The organism is Streptomyces sp. NPDC001135 (assembly GCF_053598395.1).
This window is the reverse complement of sequence record NZ_JBSFKD010000034.1, coordinates 1-24617: the sequence shown is the minus strand read 5'-3', so window position 1 is coordinate 24617 and position 24617 is coordinate 1. Positions and strand designations below refer to the sequence as shown.

At 71.8% G+C, this 24617-nt stretch carries 23 protein-coding genes and 3 pseudogenes; 16 read left to right on the top strand and 10 right to left on the bottom strand.

Annotated elements, in window-relative coordinates:
* Positions 1-124: 124 nt before the first annotated feature.
* The 5 genes and pseudogenes from ACWC94_RS32715 to ACWC94_RS32695 all read left to right on the top strand — a co-directional run bounded on the left by ACWC94_RS32715 (position 125) and on the right by ACWC94_RS32695 (position 5190).
* On the top strand, positions 125-2458 hold the full coding sequence (locus ACWC94_RS32715) for a heavy metal translocating P-type ATPase (protein ID WP_450800912.1): 2334 nt from the start codon (positions 125-127) through the stop codon (positions 2456-2458).
* A 202-nt stretch (positions 2459-2660) separates the two neighbouring features.
* Positions 2661-4448: pseudogene (gene acsA, locus ACWC94_RS32710) on the top strand (acetate--CoA ligase); the annotation flags it as partial.
* Between the two features lie 65 nt (positions 4449-4513).
* Positions 4514-4651: pseudogene (locus ACWC94_RS32705) on the top strand (transketolase C-terminal domain-containing protein); the annotation flags it as partial.
* A 69-nt stretch (positions 4652-4720) separates the two neighbouring features.
* Positions 4721-4918: a 2-oxo acid dehydrogenase subunit E2 gene (locus tag ACWC94_RS32700; protein ID WP_450800911.1), complete on the top strand. Its 198-nt coding sequence runs from the start codon at positions 4721-4723 to the stop codon at positions 4916-4918.
* Positions 4919-4923: 5 nt separating this feature from the next.
* Positions 4924-5190 (top strand): acyl carrier protein, encoded by a 267-nt coding sequence (locus ACWC94_RS32695; RefSeq protein WP_450800910.1) that lies wholly within the window; start codon positions 4924-4926, stop codon positions 5188-5190.
* Here ACWC94_RS32695 and ACWC94_RS32690 read toward each other — a convergent pair.
* The 3 genes from ACWC94_RS32690 to ACWC94_RS32680 form a co-directional block, all read right to left on the bottom strand.
* Positions 5118-6155, bottom strand: a complete 1038-nt coding sequence (locus tag ACWC94_RS32690; RefSeq protein ID WP_450800909.1) for an alcohol dehydrogenase catalytic domain-containing protein — start codon at positions 6153-6155, stop codon at positions 5118-5120. The two genes, ACWC94_RS32695 and ACWC94_RS32690, sit on opposite strands and share 73 nt — an antisense overlap.
* Positions 6156-6232: 77 nt before the next feature.
* A complete protein-coding gene (locus ACWC94_RS32685; protein WP_450800994.1) occupies positions 6233-7708 on the bottom strand; it encodes a bifunctional aminoglycoside phosphotransferase/ATP-binding protein in 1476 nt (491 codons plus the stop codon).
* Between the two features lie 85 nt (positions 7709-7793).
* Positions 7794-8441, bottom strand: coding sequence for a universal stress protein (locus ACWC94_RS32680; RefSeq protein WP_450800908.1), 648 nt, complete (start codon positions 8439-8441; stop codon positions 7794-7796).
* A 198-nt stretch (positions 8442-8639) separates the two neighbouring features.
* On the opposite strand from ACWC94_RS32680, the gene ACWC94_RS32675 reads away from it, so the two are divergent.
* Positions 8640-9458: a universal stress protein gene (locus tag ACWC94_RS32675; RefSeq protein ID WP_450800907.1), complete on the top strand. Its 819-nt coding sequence runs from the start codon at positions 8640-8642 to the stop codon at positions 9456-9458.
* Positions 9459-9582: 124 nt separating this feature from the next.
* On the top strand, positions 9583-9867 hold the full coding sequence (locus ACWC94_RS32670) for a DUF1876 domain-containing protein (protein ID WP_450800906.1): 285 nt from the start codon (positions 9583-9585) through the stop codon (positions 9865-9867).
* Between the two features lie 12 nt (positions 9868-9879).
* On the opposite strand, the gene ACWC94_RS32665 is transcribed toward ACWC94_RS32670, so the two are convergent.
* Positions 9880-10557: a CBS domain-containing protein gene (locus ACWC94_RS32665; RefSeq protein WP_450800905.1), complete on the bottom strand. Its 678-nt coding sequence runs from the start codon at positions 10555-10557 to the stop codon at positions 9880-9882.
* Between the two features lie 116 nt (positions 10558-10673).
* On the opposite strand from ACWC94_RS32665, the gene ACWC94_RS32660 reads away from it, so the two are divergent.
* Complete coding sequence (locus ACWC94_RS32660; RefSeq protein ID WP_450800903.1) at positions 10674-11594, top strand: pyridoxamine 5'-phosphate oxidase family protein; 921 nt, start codon at positions 10674-10676, stop codon at positions 11592-11594.
* 4 nt (positions 11595-11598) lie between these two features.
* On the opposite strand, the gene ACWC94_RS32655 is transcribed toward ACWC94_RS32660, so the two are convergent.
* The gene (locus ACWC94_RS32655; RefSeq protein WP_450800902.1) at positions 11599-12279 is read right to left on the bottom strand and encodes a CBS domain-containing protein; all 681 of its coding nucleotides are present in this window, start codon (positions 12277-12279) and stop codon (positions 11599-11601) included.
* A gap of 193 nt (positions 12280-12472) precedes the next feature.
* On the opposite strand from ACWC94_RS32655, the gene ACWC94_RS32650 reads away from it, so the two are divergent.
* The gene (locus ACWC94_RS32650) at positions 12473-13348 is read left to right on the top strand and encodes a universal stress protein (RefSeq protein ID WP_450800901.1); all 876 of its coding nucleotides are present in this window, start codon (positions 12473-12475) and stop codon (positions 13346-13348) included.
* Between the two features lie 56 nt (positions 13349-13404).
* A complete protein-coding gene (locus tag ACWC94_RS32645; protein WP_450800900.1) occupies positions 13405-15807 on the top strand; it encodes a glycoside hydrolase family 65 protein in 2403 nt (800 codons plus the stop codon).
* 55 nt (positions 15808-15862) lie between these two features.
* Here the strand turns inward: ACWC94_RS32645 and ACWC94_RS32640 are convergent, their stop codons facing one another.
* The gene (locus ACWC94_RS32640) at positions 15863-16066 is read right to left on the bottom strand and encodes a hypothetical protein (protein WP_450800899.1); all 204 of its coding nucleotides are present in this window, start codon (positions 16064-16066) and stop codon (positions 15863-15865) included.
* 453 nt (positions 16067-16519) lie between these two features.
* Here ACWC94_RS32640 and ACWC94_RS32635 point away from each other — a divergent pair, with 453 nt between their 5' ends.
* From ACWC94_RS32635 to ACWC94_RS32625, 3 genes are all read left to right on the top strand, one after another.
* Positions 16520-17350, top strand: coding sequence for a hypothetical protein (locus tag ACWC94_RS32635; RefSeq protein ID WP_450800898.1), 831 nt, complete (start codon positions 16520-16522; stop codon positions 17348-17350).
* Positions 17347-18828 carry an NADH-ubiquinone oxidoreductase-F iron-sulfur binding region domain-containing protein gene (locus tag ACWC94_RS32630; protein WP_450800897.1) on the top strand — a complete coding sequence of 494 codons (1482 nt, stop codon included), beginning with the start codon at positions 17347-17349 and terminating at the stop codon, positions 18826-18828. Before ACWC94_RS32635 ends, ACWC94_RS32630 begins: the two co-directional genes overlap by 4 nt.
* A 118-nt stretch (positions 18829-18946) precedes the next feature.
* A complete protein-coding gene (locus ACWC94_RS32625) occupies positions 18947-19297 on the top strand; it encodes a hypothetical protein (protein ID WP_450800896.1) in 351 nt (116 codons plus the stop codon).
* 86 nt (positions 19298-19383) lie between these two features.
* Here ACWC94_RS32625 and ACWC94_RS32620 read toward each other — a convergent pair.
* Positions 19384-20569: pseudogene (locus ACWC94_RS32620) on the bottom strand (APC family permease).
* A 473-nt stretch (positions 20570-21042) separates the two neighbouring features.
* Between ACWC94_RS32620 and ACWC94_RS32615 the strand changes: the two are divergent.
* The gene (locus ACWC94_RS32615; RefSeq protein WP_450800895.1) at positions 21043-21165 is read left to right on the top strand and encodes a hypothetical protein; all 123 of its coding nucleotides are present in this window, start codon (positions 21043-21045) and stop codon (positions 21163-21165) included.
* A 222-nt stretch (positions 21166-21387) separates the two neighbouring features.
* Here ACWC94_RS32615 and ACWC94_RS32610 read toward each other — a convergent pair whose 3' ends face one another.
* From ACWC94_RS32610 to ACWC94_RS32600, 3 genes are all read right to left on the bottom strand, one after another.
* Positions 21388-21996 (bottom strand): sulfocyanin-like copper-binding protein, encoded by a 609-nt coding sequence (locus tag ACWC94_RS32610; protein ID WP_450800894.1) that lies wholly within the window; start codon positions 21994-21996, stop codon positions 21388-21390.
* The gene (locus tag ACWC94_RS32605) at positions 21993-22268 is read right to left on the bottom strand and encodes an SHOCT domain-containing protein (protein ID WP_450800893.1); all 276 of its coding nucleotides are present in this window, start codon (positions 22266-22268) and stop codon (positions 21993-21995) included. Before ACWC94_RS32605 ends, ACWC94_RS32610 begins: the two co-directional genes overlap by 4 nt.
* Positions 22269-22466: 198 nt before the next feature.
* The gene (locus ACWC94_RS32600) at positions 22467-23345 is read right to left on the bottom strand and encodes a universal stress protein (protein WP_450800892.1); all 879 of its coding nucleotides are present in this window, start codon (positions 23343-23345) and stop codon (positions 22467-22469) included.
* A 132-nt stretch (positions 23346-23477) separates the two neighbouring features.
* Here ACWC94_RS32600 and ACWC94_RS32595 point away from each other — a divergent pair, with 132 nt between their 5' ends.
* Together ACWC94_RS32595 and ACWC94_RS32590 are read left to right on the top strand one after the other, a co-directional pair.
* Positions 23478-23942 (top strand): ferritin family protein, encoded by a 465-nt coding sequence (locus tag ACWC94_RS32595; RefSeq protein WP_450800891.1) that lies wholly within the window; start codon positions 23478-23480, stop codon positions 23940-23942.
* A gap of 20 nt (positions 23943-23962) precedes the next feature.
* Positions 23963-24617: LysR family transcriptional regulator (locus ACWC94_RS32590; protein ID WP_450800890.1), on the top strand; the 655-nt coding region annotated here is incomplete at its 3' end.

The window sequence follows — 24617 nt, the reverse complement described above, 5'->3', positions numbered from 1 at the left end:
CGAATGCGGTTGGCGGTCGGCCCTGGAACAGGGACGAACGTCCCCTGGCGTGCACTCGTAGTGCGGCGATGTCATGAAGAAGGACTCGACCCGAGAGTCATCGCACCCGGCACTCAGGTATGCCATGAATGACCGACCCTCCCTCACGGCACGACTGCGTCACTCGATCGCGGCGGGTGTGCCGCCGCGGCTCGAACCCGTCCTGCTGGCCGTGACCGCAGCGGCCCTGATCGCTGGTGGCATCGCCTGGCTCATGGACGCCGGTGACTTGGCCGGCCTCTGCTGGGAACTGGGCACACTCTTTGCCCTCGTTCCCGCGGTGGGATGGGTGCTGGCCGCGCTGCGGCAGGGCCGCACAGGTGTGGACCTCATCGCCGTCCTCGCGCTCGGCGGCACTCTGGCCGTGCACGAGTACCTGGCCGGTGCCCTGATCGCACTGATGCTGGCCACTGGCCGCACACTGGAGGCCGCAGCCCAGCGACGCGCCTCGCACGACCTGCGTTCCTTGCTGGAGCACGCACCACGCTCCGCACGCCGCCGCACCCGCGGCGGGGTGACCACGGTGCCGCTGGCGGAGGTCGCCGCCGGTGACCTGCTCGTCGTCGGCCCGGGTGAGGTGGTTCCCGTCGACGGCCGCCTGGAGAGCGCCGCCGCGGTCCTCGACGAGTCGGTGCTCACCGGTGAGCCCCTGCAGGTCGAGCGGGCAGGCGGGGAAACCGTGCGCAGCGGCGTGGTCAACGGCGGGGGCGCCTTCGAGATGCGGGCCACGGCCACCGAGCAGGGCAGCACGTACGCCGGGATCGTGCGACTGGCCCAGCAGGCCGGCGCCGGGTCCGCGCCGGTCGTGCGGCTGGCGGACCGGTACGCGGCCTGGTTCCTGCCGCTGTCCCTGGCGGTGGCGGGACTGGCGTGGCTGATCAGTGGTTCGGCCGTACGAGGGGTCGCTGTACTGGTGGTCGCCACCCCGTGCCCGCTGCTGCTGGCGGCACCGGTCGCCATCGTCTCCGGTCTCTCCCGCGCTTCCCGCCTCGGTGTCGTCATCCGCGACGGCGGCGCCTTGGAGAACCTGGGCCGCGCCCGCACCCTCCTGCTCGACAAGACCGGCACTGTCACCCGGGGCCGGCCGCGCGTTGTCGAGGTCACCGCCGCCCCCGGCGGCAAACCCACGGAAGTCCTGCGCCTGGCGGCCTCCCTCGACCAGTACTCGCCCCACGTACTGGCCCAGGCCATCGTCGACGCCGCCAGGGATCGCAAGCTGGAGCTGTCGATCCCCGCCGACGTCACCGAGGAACCGGGCCGGGGCGCCACCGGCACCGCCGATGCGCACCGGCTTGCCATCGGCCGTGTCGCCGCCGGCGAGGACCAGCCGACCTGGGCCCGGGCGGTCGACAAGCGCGCCCTCCTCGACGGCGCGGCCGTCGCCTGGCTGACCCTCGACGGACACCTGGCCGGCGCCATCCTGCTACGCGACCCGCTGCGCCCCGACGCACCGCGCACCCTGCGCCAACTGCGTGCGGCGGGCTTCGCGCGGCTGCTGATGCTCACCGGGGACCGAGCCGCACCCGCCCGCGAAGTCGCCACCGTCCTCGGTCTGGACGACGTACGTGCCGAACTCTCCCCCGCCGACAAGGTCGCCGCCGTACGGGCCGAAGGCGAGCACGCGGTCACGGTGATGGTGGGCGACGGCGTCAACGACGCGCCCGCCCTGGCCGCCGCCGACATCGGCGTCGCCATGGGCGCACGCGGCTCCACCGCCTCCTCCGAAGCGGCCGACATCATCCTGACCACCGATCGCGTCGACCGCCTCGCCGACGCCGTCGCCATCGCCCAACGCGCGCGGCGCATCGCCGTCCAGAGCGCCCTCGGCGGCATGCTGATGTCCCTGGCGGCGATGGCCGCGGCCGCGGCCGGCCTGCTCCCGCCCGCCGCCGGCGCGCTGCTCCAGGAGGGCATCGATGTGGCCGTCATCCTCAACGCCCTGCGCGCCCTGCGAGTCGGCCAGGCCGCACGGCCGCCCCTCGCCCCCGCCGCCGAGGCCCTCATCCACCGTTTCGCCGCCGAACACGAAGGGCTCCAGGACGTCCTCGAATCCGTCCGCGACACCGCCGACCGACTCTCCGACTCCCCTGGCCCCCAGGCCCTGGAAGCCGTCGAGGAGACCCACCGGCTGCTCATCGAACGGCTCCTCCCGCACGAGTACGCCGAGGAGCACGAGCTGTACCCGGCCCTCGCGCCGACGCTCGGCGGGCCCGAGGCAACCGCCACCATGAGCCGTGCCCACACCGAAATAGAGCGTCTCTCCCGCCGCATCGCCACCCACCTGCAACTTGCCCGTGCAAGCGGGGGCCTCTCCCCCGAGCAAGTCGATGACCTGCGCTCCTGTCTCTACGGCCTGAACACGGTCCTGCGCCTGCACTTCACCCAGGAGGAGGAGAACTACTTCTCCCTCGCTCCCTGAACGACGGCATCATCAGCCTCCTCGTTCCGCGCGCGAGAGCGGCGTCGAGGCGGCGAGTGGCCTTCTGAACCACCGGGTGGACAGCGTCGAGAAGGACGACGCGGATCTGAGCCGTCCGGCCGCGAACGGGGCCCTTCGACCCAGTGCGGACGGGGCGAGCCGGGTGGATGGTCGAAAGGGGCCCGGTGGAAGGAGGGCCGTCATGCCATGGGAGACCATCCGGAAGGACACTCCGCTGCGCACCGCCCCCAATCTGCGCGACTACGACAAGGAGTGCGCGAGCTTTTCGTGGCAGGCGGCACGCGGCACGCTTCAGGGACTGCCCGGTGGGCGGGGACTGAACATCGCGCACGAGGCCGTGGACCGGCACGCGGCATCGGACCGTGCCACAGCGACCGCACTGCGCTGTGTCGGACGGGACGACTCCGTCACCTCGGTGACCTATGCGGATCTGGCCCGCTCGACGGCACGGTTCGCCAACGTGCTCCGCGGCCTCGGGATCGGGCACGGCGACCGGGTGGTGACACTGCTGGGGCGCTGCCCGGAGCTGTACACCGTGGTCCTCGGCACGTTGAAGAACACCAGTGTCCTGTGCCCGCTGTTCTCCGCCTTCGGACCCGATCCGGTGTTCCAGCGGATGACGCTGGGTGACGCGCAGGTGCTGGTCACCACGGCGGACCTGTACCGGAAGAAGGTCGCCGGGAGACGCGACGCACTCGCCGCCCTGCGCCACGTACTGATCGTCGGCGACGGGGCGGACGACCTGCCCGGCACCCTGTCCCTCACCGCGCTGATGGCCGACGCGGCCGACACCTTCACGATCCCGCCGACCTCCCCCCACGACATGGCCCTGCTGCACTTCACGAGCGGCACGACCGGCATCCCCAAGGGCGCGGTGCACGTGCACGAGGCGGCCGTCGCCCACTACATGACCGCGTTGTACGCCCTCGACCTCCACGAGGACGACGTCTTCTGGTGCACCGCCGACCCGGGCTGGGCGACCGGGACGTCCTACGGGATCGTCGCACCGCTCATGCACGGAGTGACCGTCGTGGTGGACGAGGGCGACTACGACGCCCGCCGCTGGTACCGGATCCTCGCCGAGCAGCGCGTGAGCGTCTGGTACACGGCACCGACGGCTCTGCGCATGCTGATGCGCACGACGCCGAGGACGGGCCCTTACGACCTGCCCCGCTCCTTCGACCTGAGCGCGCTGCGGTTCATCGCCTCGGTCGGCGAGCCGCTCAACCCGGAGGCGGTCGTGTGGGGTCGGGACGTGCTCGGCCTGCCGGTGCACGACAACTGGTGGCAGACGGAGACCGGCGCGATCATGATCGCCAACTTCGCCGCCTGCGACATCCGCCCCGGCTCGATGGGGCGCCCACTGCCCGGTGTGAAGGCGGCGGTACTGCGGCGCGGTGAGGACGGCCGGGCCCAGGTCGCCGGCGGGCACGTCACTGTCCTGGAAGAGCCGGGCGTGGAGGGCGAGTTGGCGCTCCGGCCCGGCTGGCCGTCCATGTTCCGCGGCTATCTGCACGACGAGCCACGCAGTGCGGCGGCCTTCGCGGACGGCTGGTACCTCACCGGCGACCTGGTGCGGCGCGACGCCGCCGGATGGTACTGGTTCGTCGGGCGCGCCGACGACGTCATCAAGTCGGCCGGACACCTCATCGGGCCGTTCGAGGTCGAGAGCGCTCTGATGGAGCACCCGGCGGTCGCCGAGTCCGGGGTCATCGGCCGCCCGGATCCCGTGGCCGGGAACATCGTCAAGGCGTTCGTCACGCTGCGGCCGGGCTTCGACGCGAGTGACGACACCCGGCGGGATCTGCTGGCCTTCGCCAGGCGCCGGCTGGGGCCTGCCGTGGCGCCCCGCGAGATCGCCTTCGACCAGCACCTGCCGCACACCCGCAGCGGCAAGGTCATGCGCCGCCTGCTGCGGGCCCGTGAACTCGGCCTGCCCGAGGGCGACATCTCCACCCTGGAGGACTCCACCTCGGAGGCGTCCTCCACGGCGAGGACGGAGCAGCCGCCGCCGACGACCTCGCGAGCGGCGGCATCAGCGCCGAGGTCATCGATCTGCGCACGCTGCGCCCCTTGGACGACGCCACCGTCGGCGACTCGGTCGCTCGCACCCACCGTGCCGTCGTCGTCGACGAGGGCTGGCGCACCGGCAGCCTCGCCGCGGAGATCTCGGCACGCCTCACGGAAGAGCACTTCTACGGCTTCGACGCCCCCGTCGAGCGGGTGTGCAGCGGGCTCGGGGTGATCCACCCACCTCAGGTCGCCCTGGTGGGCTTCGGCGCGGTCGTCGAGCGGCCCTGGGCCACGGGCGGCATGCGCGGAGTGCGTGCGGTGGTGACCGCGACGCTGGCCGCCGACCACCGGGCCACGGACGGCGCCGTGGGGGCGCGCTATCTCACGGCGGTCGACCGACTTCTGCAGAGACCGGAGGAGCTGTGAGCCAGATGAAGCCACTGAACAGCGCGGAGGCCCTGTCGCTGATCAAGGAGTCGATCACGCAGATCATCCCCGACGCCGACTTCACTCTCGTCGAACCGGACGACAAGTTCCGCGATGTGCTCGAACTGGATCCGCTCGACTTCCTCAGCCTGGTCGAGCTGCTGTCCGAGCGTGCGGGCGTCCGTATCGACGAAGAGGACTACCCGGACCAGTCCCGGTGCAGCACGACTTTCAGGGCGCCGGTGCTGGTGCCACGGGCGAACTCCTCATAGGCGTCTTCCATCCGGTCGAGACCCAAGGTGTGGGTGACCAAGGGGGAGACGGGCAGATGGCCGAACCTCAGCAGCTCCAGCAGCCACGGTGTGGAGGATGTGTCGACCTGGCCCGTGCTGATCGTCACGTTCTTGCGCCAGAGGGACTCCAGATGCAGTGACACCGGTTTGCCGTGCGTGCCGATGTTGGCGATGTGCCCTCCCGTGCGGACGGCGCGCGTGCAGAGCACGAAACCGTCCGGGTCGCCGGACGCCTCGATGACCACGTCGGCCCCCGGCCCCTCGGACAGATCGGCGATCATGGTCCCTGGCGATTCGGCGGCATCCGCCCCCACACGCTTGGCGTTCTCCAGCCGAGCACTGGCCAGGTCGACGACGATGATCCTGCGGGGCGAGTAGAGCCGCGCAAGGACCACCGTGGCGAGACCGACGGGGCCGGCGCCCACCACGACGACGGTGTCTCCGGGACCGACGTGTCCGTTGCGGACCCCGACCTCGTAGGCGGTGGGAAGGAGTTCGGCGAGCAGGACCGCGTCAGCGAGCGGGAGGTCGGGGGGCCGTCGGGTGGTGGAGTGATCGGCGAACGGCACACGCACCAGTTCGGCCTGAGTGCCGTTGATCAGACTCCCCAGGACCCATCCGCCACCCCCACGGCACTGTCCGTACCTGCCGTCGCGGCACTCCGCGCAATCACCGCAGGCCGAGACGGACGACACGATCACCTGATCGCCGGGGCGCAGGTGGTGGACCTGCTCACCGACGTAGACGACTTCGCCGACGGCCTCGTGGCCGAGGACCGTCCCCGGCTTCACCTCGGGGAAGTCACCTCGCCGGATGTGCAGATCGGTGCCGCAGACGGTCGTTGCGTCGACCTGGACGATCGCGTCGGTCGCCTCCTCGATCACCGGATCGGGGACGGTGTCCCAGGAGGTGTGTGCCGGGCCGTGGTAGACGAGCGCTCGCACCGCTTTCACTCCCTCGCTCCCCCACCTCCACGGTCGCCCCCGCACCGCGCCCGGGCAACACGGCCACCCGCAACACCTCAGTCCGGCTCCATGTACGGGCGGCGGAAGACTGGTGCCTGACCGCTGCCCCACGGGCGTACGGCCGCCAGCGCCTGGGTGACCGCGGACTCCAGCGCGCCACTGGTGTCGACCGGGACGGCCTCGGGCCACGGAGGCTCACTGGCAGCCATGGCGGTGGCGATGTCGAGACCGGCGTCGGAGATGCCCGGGGCGCGCGTGCTCAGGCGGGCCGCCGACAGTTCGCCCGGCACCTGGCAGTGGAGGGCCACCAGTTCGGCGCTGGTCCGGTCGGCCAGGCGCAGGGCGGCATCGCGCTGTGCGGCGTCGGACCAGGTGGCGTCGAGGACCACCGATTCACCGGAGGACAGCAGTACGGCTGCGCGCTCGAGCAGGGCGGCGTAGGTCCTGGCCGTCCACTCGGGCGTGTACAGCCCTTCGCCGTAGCCCGCCGCGGCGGACTGCTCCGCCGGGATGCCCGCCAGCTCCTTGCGCATGCGGTCACTGCTGAGCAGGGTGACCCCCAGCCGGTCGGCCAGGGCTCCGGAGAGGGTGGACTTCCCGCTGCCCGGCAGTCCGCCGACGAGGGTGAGGCCGACGGCGGAGGTGCGCAGGTGGCGCAGTGCCATGGACGCGAGCCGCCGTGCCGCGGCTTCGGCACCCGGCGCGCCCTGCCGGGCCTGGATCACCGAGACCTTGGCGCGGACGAAGGCGCGGTAGGCGACGTAGTGGTGCCACAGGGACGGGGGCGCGGGGTCCCCGGAGTATTCGCCGTACCGGGCGAGGAAGTACGCCGCGGCCTCCGGGGCGCCGAGCTGTTCCAGGTCCATGGCGAGGAAGGCGGCGTCGTCCAGGCCGTCGACATAGCGGAGGCGGTCGTCGAACTCCAGGCAGTCCAGGACCCGTGGACCGTCGTCGAGGCAGAAGACGTCCTCGGCGAGCAGGTCGCCGTGGCCGTCGACCACCCGCCGCTGCTCGATGCGGGTGTCGAACAGCCGCTTGCGACCGGCGAGATAGCGGCGCACCAGCCCCTCGGTCTCCGTCACACAGTCGGGTACGGCGCCGTCCGCGGCCAGTGCCTGGACCTGCGTGAAGCTCGTCTCCCATCGTGCCGACAGCGCGTCCCGCGTGCCCTGCTCGTCCACGTCGCGGCCACGGGGCGCGTGCGCGTGCCATGCGGCCAGTTGCCGGGCGACGGTGCGAAGGACGTCGTCCACGACAGCCCCCGCCCGTACGAGGTGGGAGAGGCGGCGCTCCTCCGGCATGCGACGCATCACCACGAGTGGTTCCGGTGACTCCCCCTCGGGACCGCGGAACTCACCGAGTCCCACGTAGACGTCGGGGGCGAACCGGCGGTTGAGGGCTATTTCACGCTCGCAAGCGGCTCGGCGGGCCGCGACCGTGGTGTAGTCCAGGAACCCCAGATCGACCGGCTTCTTGAGCTTGTAGGCTCGGTCGCCGACGAAGAACAGCGTCGCGGTGTGGGTCTCGCACACCGCAGCGCGCGACAGCGGCTCCCCGGCGTGCGGAGCACTCGACCCCAGAGCGGACACGTCGGCACGCGGCTCGCGGACACCGGGCTCAGTCATGAGGAACCACGGCGACCGGGCAGCGTCCATGATGGACGGTGGCCTGCGCCACCGGACCGAGGTGGGGCGCCAGACCGGTACGGTGCCGGCGTCGGCCGACGACCAGCTGTGAGGCGCCCTCCGCGGCTCGTACGACGGCCTTGGCGGGGCTTTCGAGACGGATGCTGCCGGCCACGTCCACCCCCGGGTACTTCTCCCGCCACGGCTGCAGCGCTTGGCTCACCTGCTCGTGCGCGTCCCTGGCCGCAGCGGTATGAAAGGCGAAATCGAGTAGGCCGTCCGGCGATCCGCGCAGTTTGAGGGCCACAACGACGGGGCTCGCGACCGTGGCTGGTCCCCTCTCGTGCCGGGGCTCGGCGCGCACCAGCACCACGGGCCGCTCGTCGGCGACCAGACTCTTGTCGGTGGCCAGGCCCGGGTGGCGGGCCCGGAGTTCCGCCTGCGCCGTGTCGACGAGACGCTTCGCCCAGTAGTTCTGATCGACTTCCGCGGGGAGACGAGCCGGTTCCGGCGCGAGCATCGGCCACGCGTGCAACAGCCGGAGAGTGAGCTTTCGCCTCCCGGCCTCTTCGGCGGCCCAGCGGGCGGCGGCCAGACGCTCGGGCGAGCCGTCGAGGCCCACGGTGACGACTGGTTGCATGGCGGCGGTCTCCGTCTCGTAAGAAGCTGGAGGGGACGGGCGAACGAGTCCGATCGCGTGGACGGTCCGGACATCGCCTGCATACGGGGAGCGACGAGTTTCTCCCCTTCGAGGATCTCCCGGTCCTCGCCACGGCGCATGTGGACCCCGGGGGCGGGCGTGAAAGCGGGGCGTGTGGCAGGAGAGGAGACAGGCGCGGTGACGATTCCCCTGGTGGTGGGCGTCGACGGATCCGAGACGAGCCTTGAGGCCGTCGACTGGGCCGCCGACGAGGCGGCCCGGCACGGGATCCCGCTCCACCTGCTGCACGCGGCGGCCGGTGAACAGGAGGCGTCCGCCGTGATCAGCGCTGCCTCGGCGCGCGCCAGGGAGGGCGCTCCGGCGGTGCGGTTGTCCAGCGAGGTGTCGCACGAGGACGCGGCTTCCGCCCTGGTCGACAAGGGGCGTAATGCGTTCGCGCTGGTACTGGGGGACAGGGGACTCGGAGATCTTTCCGGCATGCTCCTCGGCTCGGTCAGCCTCGCCGTGGCCGCACGCGCCGACTGCCCGGTGGTCGTGGTCCGCGGCGGTTCGGAGCACCGCGCTGCCCGGTTCGGAAGCGTCGTCGTGGGTGTCGAGGACGGGGAGGGCAGCGGCACAGCCGTGGACTTCGCGGTGCGCGAAGCTCAGGTGCGGCGCTGCCGACTCGAGGCCGTGCACGCCTGGAGTGCACCGTCCGGTGCGTGTACGACACCACACGCACCCTCATGGCAGTTGGAGGCCCACCGGCGTCCCCCGGCGCAGGTGCTCGACGACGCTCTGCGCCGGCCTGTGGAAAGGTACGGCGACGCCGCGGTGAGTCGGCGCTTGATCGAGAAACCGGCGCGCCAGGCGCTGTTGGAGGCCTCGTCGACCGCAGATCTGCTGATCGTGGGTGCTCGGCGACGACTTGGGCATCCGGGGCTGCAACTCGGCCTGGTCAACCACGCACTGCTGCATCACGCGCCGTGCCCCGTGGCCGTCGTACCCCAGATGTGACCGCCGCAGGACCGGGCCGCACGACCGGCTTCCAGGGCCGGTCGCCGGTAGCCCAGGCCCTTCGGCCTCGTGACCCAGAACGGCTGTCGTCGGATCGTGGAGACGCGGAGGCAAGGAGAGCACGATGTCGCACACAGGACAGTGGAAGGTACGTCTCGACCTCTTCGAGGACGACGACGGTACGACGAAGGCCCACCTGGTGCTGGACACCGGCACCACGGCGCTCACCGGCCACGGAACGGCGCACTGCCATCCGGCGGACACGAACGTGCCGGAGATCGGCGACGAGCTGGCGGCAGGCAGGGCGCTGGTCGATCTGGCTCATCAGCTGCTGGAGACCGCCGAACGCGACGTCCGGGCCAACACCCCACAACCCAGCACCCGTCAGACAGCCGGACAACCCCTCTGAAGCCCAGCTGCCTCACAGGGTCCCGGTAGGTGTGTCCCGGGCGTCGTCCGTCCGGAAAGAGATCTGCGCGGTGACCGAGACCACGCCGTCGACGCCCCGGCACAACTGCTCGATGACGGGGATCAGACTCCTGTGCTCCACGGTGCCTGCAAGGGCGACCCGCCCCTCGCGGACCTCCGCGGTCACGTCCCTCGGATCGAGCCCCAAGGTGCGCCGCAGGACGTCTCCGGTGATCTCCTCGCGGATGGCGTCGTCGCGACGCAGGAAGACCCGCAGCAGATCACCACGACTGACGATGCCCAGCAGCCGATCGGCTTCGTCCACCACGGGCAGGCGTTTGACGTTCTGGGTTTCCATGAGGCGGGCGGCCTCGACCACGGTCCATTCGGGCCGTGCGCACACGACGGGAGCGGACATCAGTTCAATGGCCCGGGATCCCTCGGCCTTGGCACGTTCCCAGGCCTCCAGATGCGGAATGGGGGTCCTGCCGGTCGGGTCGGCCTGGTCGGCGCTCTTGCGCAGCAGGTCGGCCTCGGACACCACGCCCATCGGACGGTCGAGCTCGTCCACCACGGGTACGGCGGTGACGTCGTTCTCCTCCAGCAGCCTGACGAGCTCCTTGAACGGCGTGTCGGGCCGTGCCCGGACGACGTCCCGGGACATGAGCTCCTCGACTGTTCGGTGATGCATGGTGCCTCCCGGGTGCGGGACACCCACCTCGCGGATACGAGGCCGGCGCCCCGTGCGGCGGTGCGGCCCGCGTGGCAGGTTGGATACAGCACCATTCTGAGGAGAGGGCGACGATCATGCGAGCTCACCTCGGCGACCAACTCGTCATCGAGAGTCCGGCGACCGGCGCCGCCCGGCGCGACGGCGAGATCGTCGGACTCCACCACGAGGACGGAACACCCCCCTACGACGTGCGCTGGTCCGACACGGACGACGTGACGCTCGTGTTTCCCGGGCCGGACGCCCACATACGCCATCTCGAGCACGAGCAGCCCCCGGGGGTGGGCGAGACGCCGCCGACAACCGGCGAGGCGGCGGCCGCGTCCACGGTGACCAGGCCGGCCGGGACGGGCAATCCCGGTGACATCGGCCGGCGGGTGGCCGTCGAACGCCGAAGGCGTGGGCTCAGCCGAGAGGAGACAGCCGGCCGCGCGCGCATGTCGCCCTACTATCTGGCCTATCTGGAGGAACAGCCCGCCGATCCGACCTTGGCGACGCTCATCAGGCTGGCCGACGCGCTGGGCACCTCGGTCGCCGCACTGCGTGGCGGAGGTAGCGATCTCCCACCCGGTCAGGGCCAGGCACTGCTGCACCCCCAGCTGCGCGATCTCGGCCCGGAGGAGTGCCGCACCCTGCTCTCCACGCACGGGGTGGGGCGGGTCGCGGTGTCGACGGCCGACGGCCGCCCGGCAGTCGTCCCGGTCAACTACGAATTCGTCGATGACGCCATCGTCTTCCGGACCGCGCCCGACTCCGTGACGGCGGCGGCAGCGGAGACGGAGGTCGCCTTCGAGGTCGACCACGTGGACGACGCCCTGAGCCAAGGCTGGAGCGTGCTCGCCGTCGGACCGGCACGTGTGGTGACGGACCCCGAGGCAGTACGCGAGCTCGCCCAACGCGCGCACACCACGCCGTGGGCGGGCGGCGCACGCGAGATGTGGGTGTCGATCGAGCCCACCAACCTCACGGGCCGCCGGATCACGCCTGCCGGTCGGTAGACGGTCATGGCCCGGACGCAGGGTCGTGCGGTCCGGAACCCTCGCCGCTCAGTCGGGATTCGACGCCCACCACGCCCTCCACCCCGTTCACGAGACGCTCGGCGACCCAGATGAGCGAGGTGTCGTGGACGGGCCCGCGGAGCCTGACGACGCCATCCCGCACGGACACGTGAATGGCGTGGGCGTGCATGGGGAACAGATAGGACACCACCGTACGGCGCACCTCCTCCTCGATCTCCTCGTCCGGCCGCAGGAAGACCCGCAACAGGTCGCCACGGCTGACGATGCCGCGCAATCCGTCCTCGGCATCGACGACGGGGAGCCGTTTGACGTGGTGCACGGCCATGAGGCGCGCTGCCCGGGCCAGGGTGTCGTCGGGGCGGACCGTGACAGCGGGCGCGCTCATCACCTCCTCAGCGGTCGCACCTGCCGCCTTGGCCAGGTCGGACCGCAGTCGCGTCCGCTCGGAGCGGGTGGGCCGGCGATCCCGGAACTCCTCCTTGGGCAGCAGGTCGGCCTCGGACACCACGCCGACGACCCGCCCTGTGCCGCTCACGACCGGCAGGGCACTCACGTGCCGCTCGTCCATGACCCGCACGATCTCCTTGAACGGCGCGTCGCGCCCGACGGCGACCGCGGGCGTGGTCATCACATCGCTCACGATGTGCGCAACAGTGACGGGCATGTCTCCGTCCTCAAGGGGCGGCCGGGGAACCCGGCCCGGCCGATGCCTCAAGCATCACCATGCCCTGACAGGTCGCAACCGGCCGGAGAGCCACCCTGGCCCCGGACCCGGCGGCGTGTCGCGGCGCCGGGCAGGCAGTGCGACGGTATTCACACGAGGACCTGGGCAGCCGGGCGAGAAGGCGGTGACGGCTATGGAACTCCCACTGGTCGTGGGCGTCGACGGATCGGACTCCAGTCTGGCCGCGGTCGACTGGGCCGTGGACGAGGCGGCACGGCACGGTCTGCCCCTCCATCTCGTCCATGCCTCCCTCTGGGAGCTGTACGAGGGAGCCCAACCGTCCTTCAGCACCGAGCGTCCGGCCGAGGAGGTCATGGCCGAGCACATCGTCGCGTCGTGCGTGGAACGGGCCCGGCGACGCAATCCCGAGGTCAAGGTGTCCGGCAAGGCACTGCCGGAGGACGCCGTGTCCGCGCTGCTACGGACGGCGCCCGATGCGTTCGCCCTGGTCACGGGGTCGCGTGGGCGCGGCGAGATCGCCGGGATGCTGCTGGGGTCCGTCAGCCTCGCGGTCGCGGCCCGCGCCGTCTGCCCGGTCGTCGTCATCCGGGGCGCGGAAGCCAACCGCCGGGGGACCTACGGCCGCGTCGTGGTGGGGGTCGGTGACGCGCCCGGTGGCGCGGGTGCCGTACGGTTCGCCGTCCGGGAAGCCGAGCTGCGGGGCTGCGCCCTGACAGCCGTACGGGCCTGGCGCAATCCGTCGCAGGAACCCGTGGACCACATGCTGATCGCCGACGACGCCGCCCGGCTGCGCGAGGAGCGGGCGTCGACCAGCCTCGAAGATGCCCTGCGCGAGGCGGTACGAAAGCACCCTCAGGTCGATGTCCGTCGCAAGGCGGTCGAGGGCACCGCCCACCGGGTCCTCCTGCGGGAATCGGCCGACGCGGACCTGATCGTCGTCGGTGCCCAGCGCCGGCACGGCCACTTCGGTCTGCAGCTCGGCCGGGTCGGCCACACCCTGCTGCACCACTCGGACTGCCCGGTCGCCGTCGTCCCCCAGCCGGTCTGAGGCCCGCCGCAGGCACCTGGGCCCGCACAGCCTGCAAGGAGAGGGAAAGGTGGCGGATGTCGGAGTGGACATGGGAGTGGACGGGCTACGACCCCGCCGCCGAGCAACTGCGTGAGTCCCTCTGCACACTGGGCAACGGCTACTTCGCCACACGCGGCGCCGTGCCGGAACACCGGGCCGGCCTGGTGCACTATCCAGCCACCTATGCAGCGGGGTGCTACAACCGCCTGGAGTCGACCGTGGCGGGGCGGCAGGTCGTGAACGAAGACGTGGTCAACCTCCCCAACTGGCTCTTTCTCCGGTTCCGGGCGCGCCGCACCGACGGGACGTGGAGCCCGTGGTTCTCCCCCGGCACGCACACCCTCCTGGACCACCGGCACACCCTGGATCTGCGCCGGGGCACACTCGCACGGTCCTCCCGCCACCGGAACGACGAACTGGGTGTGCTCAGCGTCGAGCAGACCCGCCTGGTGCACATGGAGGACCCGCACCTGGCCGCACTGCGGACGGTCCTCACGGCCGAGGACTGGTCCGGGCAGATCGAGATCGAAAGCTCTCTGGACGGCGATGTCATCAACGGGAACGTGCACCGCTACCGCGCACTCGACCGCCACCACCTGAACCACGTCCGAACCGGTACGCACGAGCCCGACACCATCTGGCTGAGCTGCCGGACCAGCGCATCGGACATCACCGTCGCCCTGGCCGCCCGGACGACGGTCCGCGCGGACGAGGCTCCGGTCTCCTCAGTGCTCCGGCCCGCCCGCCACCGCGCCGTCCACCGTCTGGTCGTCCCGATCACCCGGGGCAGGCCCGTCACCGTGGACAAGACGGTGGCTCTGCACACCTCGCGGGACACAGCGATCAGCGATGCCCTAGGCGAGGCCGTCGAGCGGGTGTCCGTGGCGGCGGACTTCCCGGCCCTGCTCGACTCCCATGTCGCGGCCTGGGAGCGGCTGTGGCGACGCACGGACGTACAGGTGCCCGGAGAGGCCGGCCGCATCGTGCGCTTCCATCTCTTCCACGTCCTGCAGACGCTGTCACCGCACACGGCGGAGCTGGATGTGGGCGTCCCGGCTCGGGGTCTGCACGGCGAGGCGTACCGGGGTCATGTGTTCTGGGACGAGCTCTTCGTCCTCCCCTATCTGAACCTGCACCTTCCGGAGGTGTCCCGGGCACTGCTGAACTACCGTCACCGACGCCTCCCCCGGGCCTGCGCGGCGGCGAGCGCGGCCGGCAGGGCCGGGGCGATGTATCCGTGGCAGAGCGGCAGCAACGGGCGCGAGGAATCCCAGGAATGGCATCTCAACCCCGCCTCGGGCCGCTGGCTGCCCGACCACTCGCGCCTCCAGCACCACGTGGGTTCGGCGATCGCCTACAACGTCTGGCAGTACTGCGAGGCCACCGGTGACACGGAGTACCTGCACACCAAAGGCGCGGAAATGCTGCTGCAGATCGCCCGCTTCTGGGCCGACCTGGCAGTCTTCGACCCTGACACGCGCCGCTACCGGATCCGCGGCGTCGTCGGCCCCGACGAGTACCACGACGGCTATCCCGGTGCCGCGAAGCCCGGGCTGGACGACAACGCGTACACCAACGTCACCGCCGCCTGGGTCCTCACCCGCACTCTGGAGCTCGTGCGGCGCCTTCCCGCATGGCGGCGCGAGGAACTGTTCCAGCGGGTCCGGCTGAGCGCCGACGCGCTGCCGGAGTGGGAGGAGGTCTCCCGGCGCCTGCGGGTGCCCTTCCACCAAGGCGTCATCAGCCAGTTCGAGGGCTACGACGACCTCGCCGAACTCGACTGGGACGCCTACCGCGCCCGCTACGGCACCATCCGGCGGCTGGACCGTGTACTCGAGGCCGAGGGTGACACGGTCAACCGCTACAAGGCGTCCAAACAGGCCGACGTCCTCATGCTCGGCTACCTGTTCTCGCCCACGGAACTGCGTGCTCTGTTCAGGCGTCTCGGTTACCACCTGGACGACGAGATCTGGCGCAGCACCGTCGACTACTACCTCCAGCGCACCAGCCACGGCTCGACCCTCAGCGAACTCGTCCACGGCCTGGTCCTCGCCAGGGCCAGACGGGCCGACGCATGGCAGTACGTCCACGAAGCCCTGGAGGCGGACATCGCCGACATCCAGGGCGGCACCACGGGCGAAGGCATCCACCTCGGCGCCATGGCCGGAACCCTCGACATGATCCAGCGCGGCCTGACGGGACTGGAGACACGCGAGGACGCCCTCTGGCTGGACCCGGTCCCACTTCCGGCACTCTCCGAGTACGGCTTCACACTGCACTATCGCGGTCACTGGGGCATCGGCATGCGGCGCCGGAGCGGGCAGCTGGAGATCGCCGTACCCGACTCGGAGGAATCGCCGATCCGCGTAGTGCTGGCCGACCGCGCGGTGACCATCGCCCCAGGGGAGACGTGCACGCTCCTTCTGCCGACGGACTGACGCTGCGGCGGTCGCCGGCTCGGCCACCCTCCACTCACAGGTCGCTCTCCGATGGCTACGGTCTGGGGCTGCCGCGTCGTGCCGAGTGTCGTGGCGGGGAGCCCGGCGCGCCGGTCTGGAGGATGATGGCGAGCCAGCACGCCCAACCGATGAGTTGCAGGTCCCCGGAGCTGACCACGCGGTGCACGAGCGTCGCTGCGATCGCCGGGCCGGGCCGGAGACCGTACAGCACGAGCAGCGCGGACAGGCTCGTCTCCATGAACGCCTCCGCACGCATCCACAGAGTGGCGGCCCCAGCTGTCGATTGCGTGGCAGGTGGGACCGCACTCTGTCGGTGACGTCCAGTCGGCCTGCCGGTGTGGCGAGGTCCGACATTCCGATCTCCCAGGTAATCGCCTGGCCCGGGATCTTGACATCATGGCTGCACGCGTGAGCCTGGTCACGCCGCTCTCGGCATCTACTAGGCACGGTCGTGGAGCACAACCGCACATCTGCGCCCGGGAAACCGGCTTCGTCGCCCCGCTCGCTACGGTCATGGGCCGTAACAGCGCGGTTGGCACCCAGCTGGGGTCCGAGCTAACGATGTGGTCTGCCTGCAGTGCCGCCGGTGCCACACCCCCGGTGGTGCCCTCCCCGACGTGGGCATGCGAAAGCCCGATCCGGCCCTCCGCGGCCTGGCTGCGCGACCCGAGCGCAAGGAAGAAGGTGCCCCATGTCCAGCGTCGCCCTGCTCGCCCAACCCGGGCACGGCGCCGTGTCGGCCGCAGCAGTCGGCCGGGTGATGGCCTTCCTGGACTATTTCGCCGGCGTCTTCACCCTGCTCTCGCTGACCGCCGTGGTGGCATGCGGGCTCGCGGCCACCGATCGGCTGGTGCTGACCCCCCGGCTGCGGGTGGCCGTGCAGTCCGTGCACCGGTCGAGCGCCGTCGCGGCGCTCGGTTTCCTGGGCACTCACATCGCGGTCAAGGTCGTCGAGCGGCACGCCGCTCCGCAGACCGCGGTGGTCCCCTTCACCGGCGGCACCGCCCTCGCGGTGAGTCTGGGCACCATCGCCTCCGACCTACTCGTTCTGATCACGGCCACCGGCGTGCTCCGCGGCCGGTTCGCCGGCTGCCGCCCCTGGCTGTGGCGGGTGCTGCACTCGACGGCGTACGTCTGCTGGCCGGTCTCCCTGGCGCACGGGCTGACGGCGGGGCGCAAGGCACACGCATGGGTGTGCTGGGGCTACGGCCTGTGCGCGGCCCTGGTGGCGCTCGCACTGCTGGTTCGCTCCCTTTCCTACCTGGGCCGCCGCCGGACCTTGCGCAGGCGTCAGCGCGGCGCCAAGGCGTATCGGCCCGCCGCCGTACGCCCGGCCGCGCTAGCCGCCCTGTCGACGCGGTCTCCCCGGCCCGCGACCGGCGTCCGCCCGATCGCCCGGCCCGCGGCACCGACGACGGCTCGCCGGTCCGCACCGATCGCCGGCGTGCCCAAACAACCCAAGCACGCCATGAGACCAGGGCCCCAGCCGCTCCGCCTCGCCCAGCCCGGGAGCAGCGAATGAAGGACGCCCCGCTGGAGCTGCCCGAGGTGGGTTGGCTGGAGGCCGCCCGGTTGACCGCCGGCCTGGACCGCCACCAGCGCCTGGACCTCGCCGCCCACACTCGTGTCCACCGGCCCCTGCGCCCATTGGGCCGGGACGGTCTGCTCGCCCTCGCCGAGGCCGTCGCCCTGTCCGGCCGTGGCGGTGCCGGCTTCCCGTTCGCCCGCAAGGCCCGGGCCGCGCTCGGCACCGCCGACCGCACGGGCGCGTCACCGGTCATCGTGGTGAACGGCGCCGAAGGCGAACCGGCCAGCGCCAAGGACAAGATGCTGCTGGCCCGCGTGCCCCATCTGGTGCTGGACGGCGCCTGCCTGGCCGCGGCCGCCTTCGGCGCCGAGGAGATCGTGATCGGTGTCGCCGCGGGCAGCCCCGGAGAGATATCGGTCCCGGCCGCCCTCGCCGAGCGCGAACTTCCCTGCCCGGCCCGGACCGTATCCCTGCCCGAGCGCTTCGTCTCCGGCGAATCCGGGGCCCTGATCCGTGGCGTCAACGGTCTGCCGGTGATACCGGCACCTCTGAAGGCCCGCGCGGCCGGCGGCGCAGCGGGCGGGGTGCGTCGTCGGCCGACGCTGCTCTCCAACGCCGAGACCTGGGCCCACCTCGCCGTCGCGGCCCGCCTCGGACCCGGCGCCTATGCCTCCGTCGGCACCCCAGAGGAACCCGGCACGGCCCTGCTCACCGTCAACCGGCCAGGCGCCGATCCACTGGTGGTCGAGGTTCCGACCGGCACCCGGCTGGGCCCGGTACTGGATGCCTGCGGACTCCGTCCGGGCGCGGGAGTGCTGGTGGGCGGATACCACGGCGCCTGGCTGCAGCCGTCGGACGCCATCGACGCGCCGCTCTCCCGCGCCGGGCTCGCCGCCCTCGGCGGGACCCTTGGTGCGGGCGCGATCGTCGCTCTCCCCGACGACACCTGCCCGCTCGGCGAGAGCGCCCAGGTCGCGGCCTGGCTGGCGGTCGAGTCCACCGGCCAGTGCGGACCGTGCAAACGTGGCCTGCCAGAGGCCGCCGAGGCCCTGGCCATGCTGGCCGCCGGTGCCGCCGAGCCCACGGTACTGGAGGACGCCCGGCGTGCCCTCGGTGCGGCCCAGGCCGGTGGCGTCTGCTCGCACCCGGACGGCACGGCCCGCTTCCTGCTCAGCGCGCTGGACGTCTTCGCCGAGGACGTCGACGCCCACCTGTCCGGCCCCGGCTGCGGCCGCCCTGTACGTGGAGTACTGCCCCTCCCGCCCGCCAAGGGCGCCCGGCTGGAGGTCGACTGGTCCCGCTGCACCGGCCACGGCCTGTGCGCCGTGCTGGCCCCCGACCTCATTCGCTTCGGCCCGCACGGCTACCCCACCTCCGCCACGATCCCGGTCGGCCCGTGGCAGGAGCACGGCGCCCGCCGCGCCGTCAACCAGTGCCCGGCCCTGGCCCTACGTCTCCAGCACCGCGTGTGACTCCTCCCGTGAAGGCAACCTACGCCTACCTGCCGCGCGGGGCAGGCGAGGCCGAACTCGCGCTGATGCTGTGCATGGTGAAAAAGCGCGGTTCTGCCAATCGCCAGCCTCTTGGTCAATGCGGTCGATATCGTCGACCGATACCGGCCTATACGTCACACTGAGCGGCAGAGGATGGAAGGGCGCGGCGGCGGTGCGGCGGCGTGCCGTCCCGAACGCCACTGGCTGTCGCCTCGACCTGGACGCGGTCCCGTTCCTGTCGCCCGCGGTGCGCGTCACCCTGGCCTGCGTCCGCGGCTCGAAGGCACCCCAGCTGTCCGCATGGCTCGAGTCGTCGGTGCCGGGCCTGTACTTCACCGGTTCGCTCGCCGCCCCGATGTTCGGCCCGGTGATGCGGTTCGTGGCAGGGACGGAGTTCGCCGCCAGGCGCATCACCCGGCACGTCTCCCGGCTCTCCGTACCCGGCTGATCGACGGCGCCGGGAGCGAGACACGCCGTACCGTCGGGTCAGCGAAGGGCGGACCCCTCGCACAACCCGCGTTCATGAGCCGGGCGTCACGACGCCTGTCCTGCGGTGAGGCGTCGGCGTACGCCGTAGACCGCCGTTCCGAGGGCGAGCACCGCCGCTCCCCACGCCACCGACGTCGCGGGCAGGGTGAAGGCCAGGACCAGGCAGCCGGCCAGCCCGACCGCGGGGATGGTGCGCGGCGGCCAGTTCTCCTCCTGAGTCAGGGTCCAGCGGGGGCGTTCGCCACGGCGTAGTAGGCAAGCACGCCGAAGGAGGAGAATCCGATGGCGCCGCGGACGTCCGTGGTGGCGGCCAGGATCACCACCACGGCGCCCACCAGCAACTCCGCTCGATAGGGCACCTTGAACCCGTGGATGCACGGCGGACAGAGCATGCGGCAGGTGACGGTCCCGGGACAGGGCCAGCGTGGTCCGCGAGACGCCCGGGATCAGCGCGAACAACGACCCAAGGGCCGCCACCGCCGCCCCGACCCGAACCACCGGGACCAGCCCCGGCACCCCGGCCTGCCGTACTGCCCCGGCCAGCGACGCGCTCTCCCGTGCCGACCCGTCCGGCCCGAGGACGGCCAGCACGGACACGGCGACCGCCGCGTACACGATCAGCCTGATCCCCAGGGCCAGTGGAATGGCCCGGGGGATCGTGCGGGCCGGGTGCTTCGCCTCTTCGCCCAGGGTCGCGGTCCGTGCGTACCCGGCGAAGGCGAAGAACAGAAGCCCGGCCGCCTGCAACACTCCGGTGACCGAGGCGTCCGACCCGATGTCCAGCCGCGCGACCTGAGCATCAGGGGAGGTCGGGCAGGCCACCACCACGGCTGCCAGCACGGCCAGGACCATGGCGACGATCGCACGTGTCAGCCACCCGGCCTTCTGCACCCACGTAGTCGACGGCGGTGAGCGCCACCACCGCGGCCACGGCGACGGCGTGCGCCTGGGCCGGCCACACGTACGACCCCACGGTGAGTGCCATCGCCGCGCCCGAGGAGGTCTTGCCGACCACGCAGCCCCATCCGGCGAGGTAGCCCCGGAACTCGCCCAGCCGCTCACGGCCGCACACGTACGTCCCACCGGATTGCGGATGGCGTGCCGCCAACCGGGCCGAGGAGGGGGCGTTGCAGTACGCCACCACGGTGGCGACGGCCAAGCCCACGAGCAGTCCCGAGCCCGCCGCCCGCGCGGCCGGCGCCAAGGCGGCGAAGACCCCCGCACCGATCATCGAGCCGAGCCCGATGACGACGGCATCGAAAACGCCCAGCCTCCGGTCCAGCGGCGGCGAGCATGCGCCTGCCGGCCTTCCGCTTCCAGTCCCCAGCCGGTGCTGCCGCGGCTGCGCGCGCCACCGCCGTGTGCGACCCGGGGCTGTGACCGCGATGCCTGAGTTGCGGCGTGGATCGGGGTCCGACACTCGTCATGCCGGCCAGAATCGCGCTGGCAGCGGAGTCACCAGCCTCCCCTTCGGGTCCGGCGCCGGTCACTCGCCGGCCCCGGCCACCGCGGCCACGGCATTCGCCCCGGCGACAAGGCCGGTGACCACCGGCTCACCCCTCCGGACTTCCCGGCCCCGGTGTTCACCGACTGGGGCTCCGTCAAGCCGTTCGTGCTGACGAGCGGGCGCCAGTTCCGCCCGGCACCGCCGCCGGCCGTGAGCAGCGCGGCATACGCCACCGCCCTGGACGAGGTCAACAGTCTGTGGAGCAAGACCAGTACCGCCCGCCCCCCGATCAGACGGCAGCCGCGAAGTTCTGGATCGACAACCGCGCGGGCCGACAACTCGGCTCCCAGGTAGCCGACTTCGCGGCAGGCCACCTCTGACCGTCCGCACCGAGCGACATTCATGCACAGCACGGCGGCGGCCAGAAGCCAGCGGCAGCGGGAGCATCGGCACGGCCACGCTGCGGAAGGGAACGCCTGCCCGGCCGCCGCTCCAGGCCCGCATCGCCCTGCTGCCCGCCGGACCGGGACAGCGGCTTCCCGCTGAACCCGCCGACGATCGGGAACCCTCTACGACAGACCCCTACCGCCGGTAAGGGCCACTCACCGAGTGACGTCCAGTTCGGTGTACATCCCGGCCGCGTAGTCACCCGGGACATTGCACAGCAGCTCATAGCGGCCCGGCCGCAGCGTGACCGTGGTCCAGGCAGCCGCACCGGAGGCGATGCCGTCTCCAGCGCCACTGCCGCAGGTGTGGGACGCCTCGCCGAGACTGCCTGCCTCCGACACCCGACCGTCGGAGCCGATGGCACGTCGTCCTGCGGCCTGCCCCGCCGGCAGCGGCAACAGGATCACCTCGTGTGTGAGGGTTCCCGCATTGATCACCCGCACTGTGACCCTTCCTGCCGGAACGGTCGTGGGGTGGGCTGCCAGGCGCATCATGCTCATGCCGTACCAACCTGGGTGGCCGTTGGGCGCAGGCCAGTTCGGGCCGCGCATCATACGTCCCGTGTCCCACACGGTCACGTCGACCGCACTGCCTGTCGCGGCCGGCGCGGCGCATCGGGCGCCCTGCGCTCGCCAGGACGCCGGTCCCGCCCTGTGAAAGGCGCCGGACGCAGCCATCAGACTTGTCGTGGCGACACCCAGCACCAGGGCCGCCGCAGCGATCGCGATCGCCGACCATACCCCTCGACGGCGATGCGGGTTCATCGGTGTTCCCGCAGCAGCGCGAGCCGACGTTTGTACTCGTCCTCGTCGATCTCCCCGCGTGCGAACCGCTCCGCGAGCAGGTTCTCGGCCCGCCGGTCCTGCCACCCGCCCTCGCCGGGCGGTGAAAACAAGCCCGGAGGCTGATGACGGGTGCCGGCGAGGTAGCGCACGAGCACGACGAAGCCAACGATCAGGACGGCCCAGAACAGCACCATGAACACCGTCATGACGAACCAGCCGCCCCAGCCCCATCCCCCGTGGTACCACATCATGCCGATCACTTCCCTCGGCTGACCGCTCCAGCGATACCAGGATGAGTCAGTGAGACCTCGGCCGCGCTGGGCCACAGTTCCCAGGTGTAGGGCCGGAGGACCCAACGCCCCATTCGGCTCCGCCGTTCACAGCCGTCGCCGGCGGCCGGCTCTCCTGACCGGTGCTGTCGCCGAGGCCCGACGAACGGGTGGCGGCGGTCACTCCTTGCCTCGGACCACCGCGACGGAGCAGTGCGCGTGATGCAGCAGGGCCTGGCTGACTGAACCGAGCAGCAGGCCGGTGAAGCCACCGCGTCCGCGCGCACCGGCCACGACCAGCTGCGCCTCGTGACTGGCTTCGATCAGGGCCGGGCGGATCCGGGAACGCACCAGGCGCCGCTCCACAGCGACCTGGGGGTAGCGCGTCTGCCACGGAGACAGGGTCTCGTCCAGCAGCCGCTGCTCCTCCTCGCGGAGCCGGTCGATGTCGACCACCATGTTCAGCGGGTCACCCGGCCCCTCGTAGGCCCGTTCGCTCCAGGTGTTCCACACGTGCAGGGCCAGCAGGTCCGCACCGCGCACCGACGCCTCGGCGAAGGCGAACTCGACGGCGCGTTCGCCCGCCGGGGAGCCGTCCACCGCCAGGAGTACGGGACCGGTCGGGTTCGGCCTGCCTCGTACCACCAGCACCGGGCAATGGCCATACGCGGCCAGATGCACGGCAGTGGAACCGAGGAGCAGGCTGCCGAACGCGCCCAACCCGCGGCTGCCCACCACGACGAGCGAGGCGGTTCGCGACTCGATCTCCAGCACCATCAGCGGCTCGCCGACGGTGACCTCGCGTGTGACGTCCACACGCGGCGCGACCTCGCATGCCCGTCGTCCGGCCTCGGCCAGAGTGCCGTCCACCAGCTCGCGCACCCCCGCCCTGGCGGGACTCCAAGGAGGCCCACCAGGGGGTGGATGGATCGACGGCCACCCGAAGGCGTGCACCAGCCGCAGGCCTACCCCGCTCAACGCCGCCTCGTGTGCCGCCGTCTCGACCGCGTCCAGGCTGGACGGTGAGCCGTCGACTCCCACTACGACCGGTTTCGCCATGCCGCGCCTCCTCGCCAGGCCGGCTTTGCGGCCGCCTGCCCGGCTTCGTCCATCCTCCGCCACTGTGCCGCGCAGCGCATCGGACCCGATGGCCTTCCCGGCACCTTCGAGACGGCGGTGCCTTACGCGTCCGTGAACGTGCTCACCGCCATGAAGGGCGAGGCGTTCGCCCACGCCTTTTCCAGCCTCTTCGGCACTCAAGCCGACAGCGCGGCCCACGCCGCCGTCGGACGGCTCATCGGGACCGCGGCGCAGACCGACTTGAGCGAGCATCTGCACGCGGCGGCCACGCTGGCCGGCGTGGTCGGTACGAACGCGGCCAACCTGCGCCAGGCCATCAACGGGGGGACGTACGAGGACCTGGTCATGTACCGCGGCTTCGCGGCCCAGGCCAGGCGGGACGGGGACACCAAGGCCGCCGACCTGTTCACGGAGATCGCCGCGGACGAGGGGCGGCTCACCTGCGGCAGCCCGGTGGGTACCGCGACGGTCTTGGCGGCGCTCGGCGGCGGTACGGTGCCGCGGCCGGAGGTCACGGCTGCGAGCGCCGTGCGGAAGGCGTCGCGGTGGCCCCTGCTAACTGGACGCTTCAGATAACTTATTGATATGAGTGCGGGATGGATCTCCTGGCGCACCTCGAGGCGTACGTGGCGACAGCCGACGAGGCGAGCTTCTCCCGGGCGGCCGACCGGCTCGGTATCGCACAGCCGCTGCTCAGCCGCCGCATCAAGACGCTGGAGGAGCACTTCGGCGGCCTGTTGTTCGACCGTGCGCGGCGGCAGATCGCGACCACGGAGCTGGGGGTGCTGCTGCTGCCGTACGCGCGCGACGTGCTGGACCGGGCCCAGCGGCTGCGGCAGGTCGCCGGTGCGGCGGAGCGGACGCGGATGCGGGCCGTCGGGGTGCCCGCGCACTGTGCCCCGGCGGCGCTGGCCCGCGCGATCCGCGCCGGCACCGAGCGCGGAATCACCCTCGGCATACGTGAACTGCCGCCGCGGGAAAGGGCTTCCGGGCTGGCCGACGGCTCGCTCGGCTACGCCCTCGTGCGGGTTCCCGCGGAGCGGGGCGCGTTCCGGGTGCCGCTGGGCCTGGCGTCGGCGCCCGAGGCACCGGACGGCGAGCGGCTCCCGGCGTACGACCACCCCCTGCGCGCGGTCCACCTGGACGACCTGCGGCCCCGCCGGCGCCGTACCGCCGAACACCCGGCGCCCCTACCGGTGCTGACGCTGCCGGAGGATCACGCCCGCAGCAGCCGCTTCTACGACGGCGTCC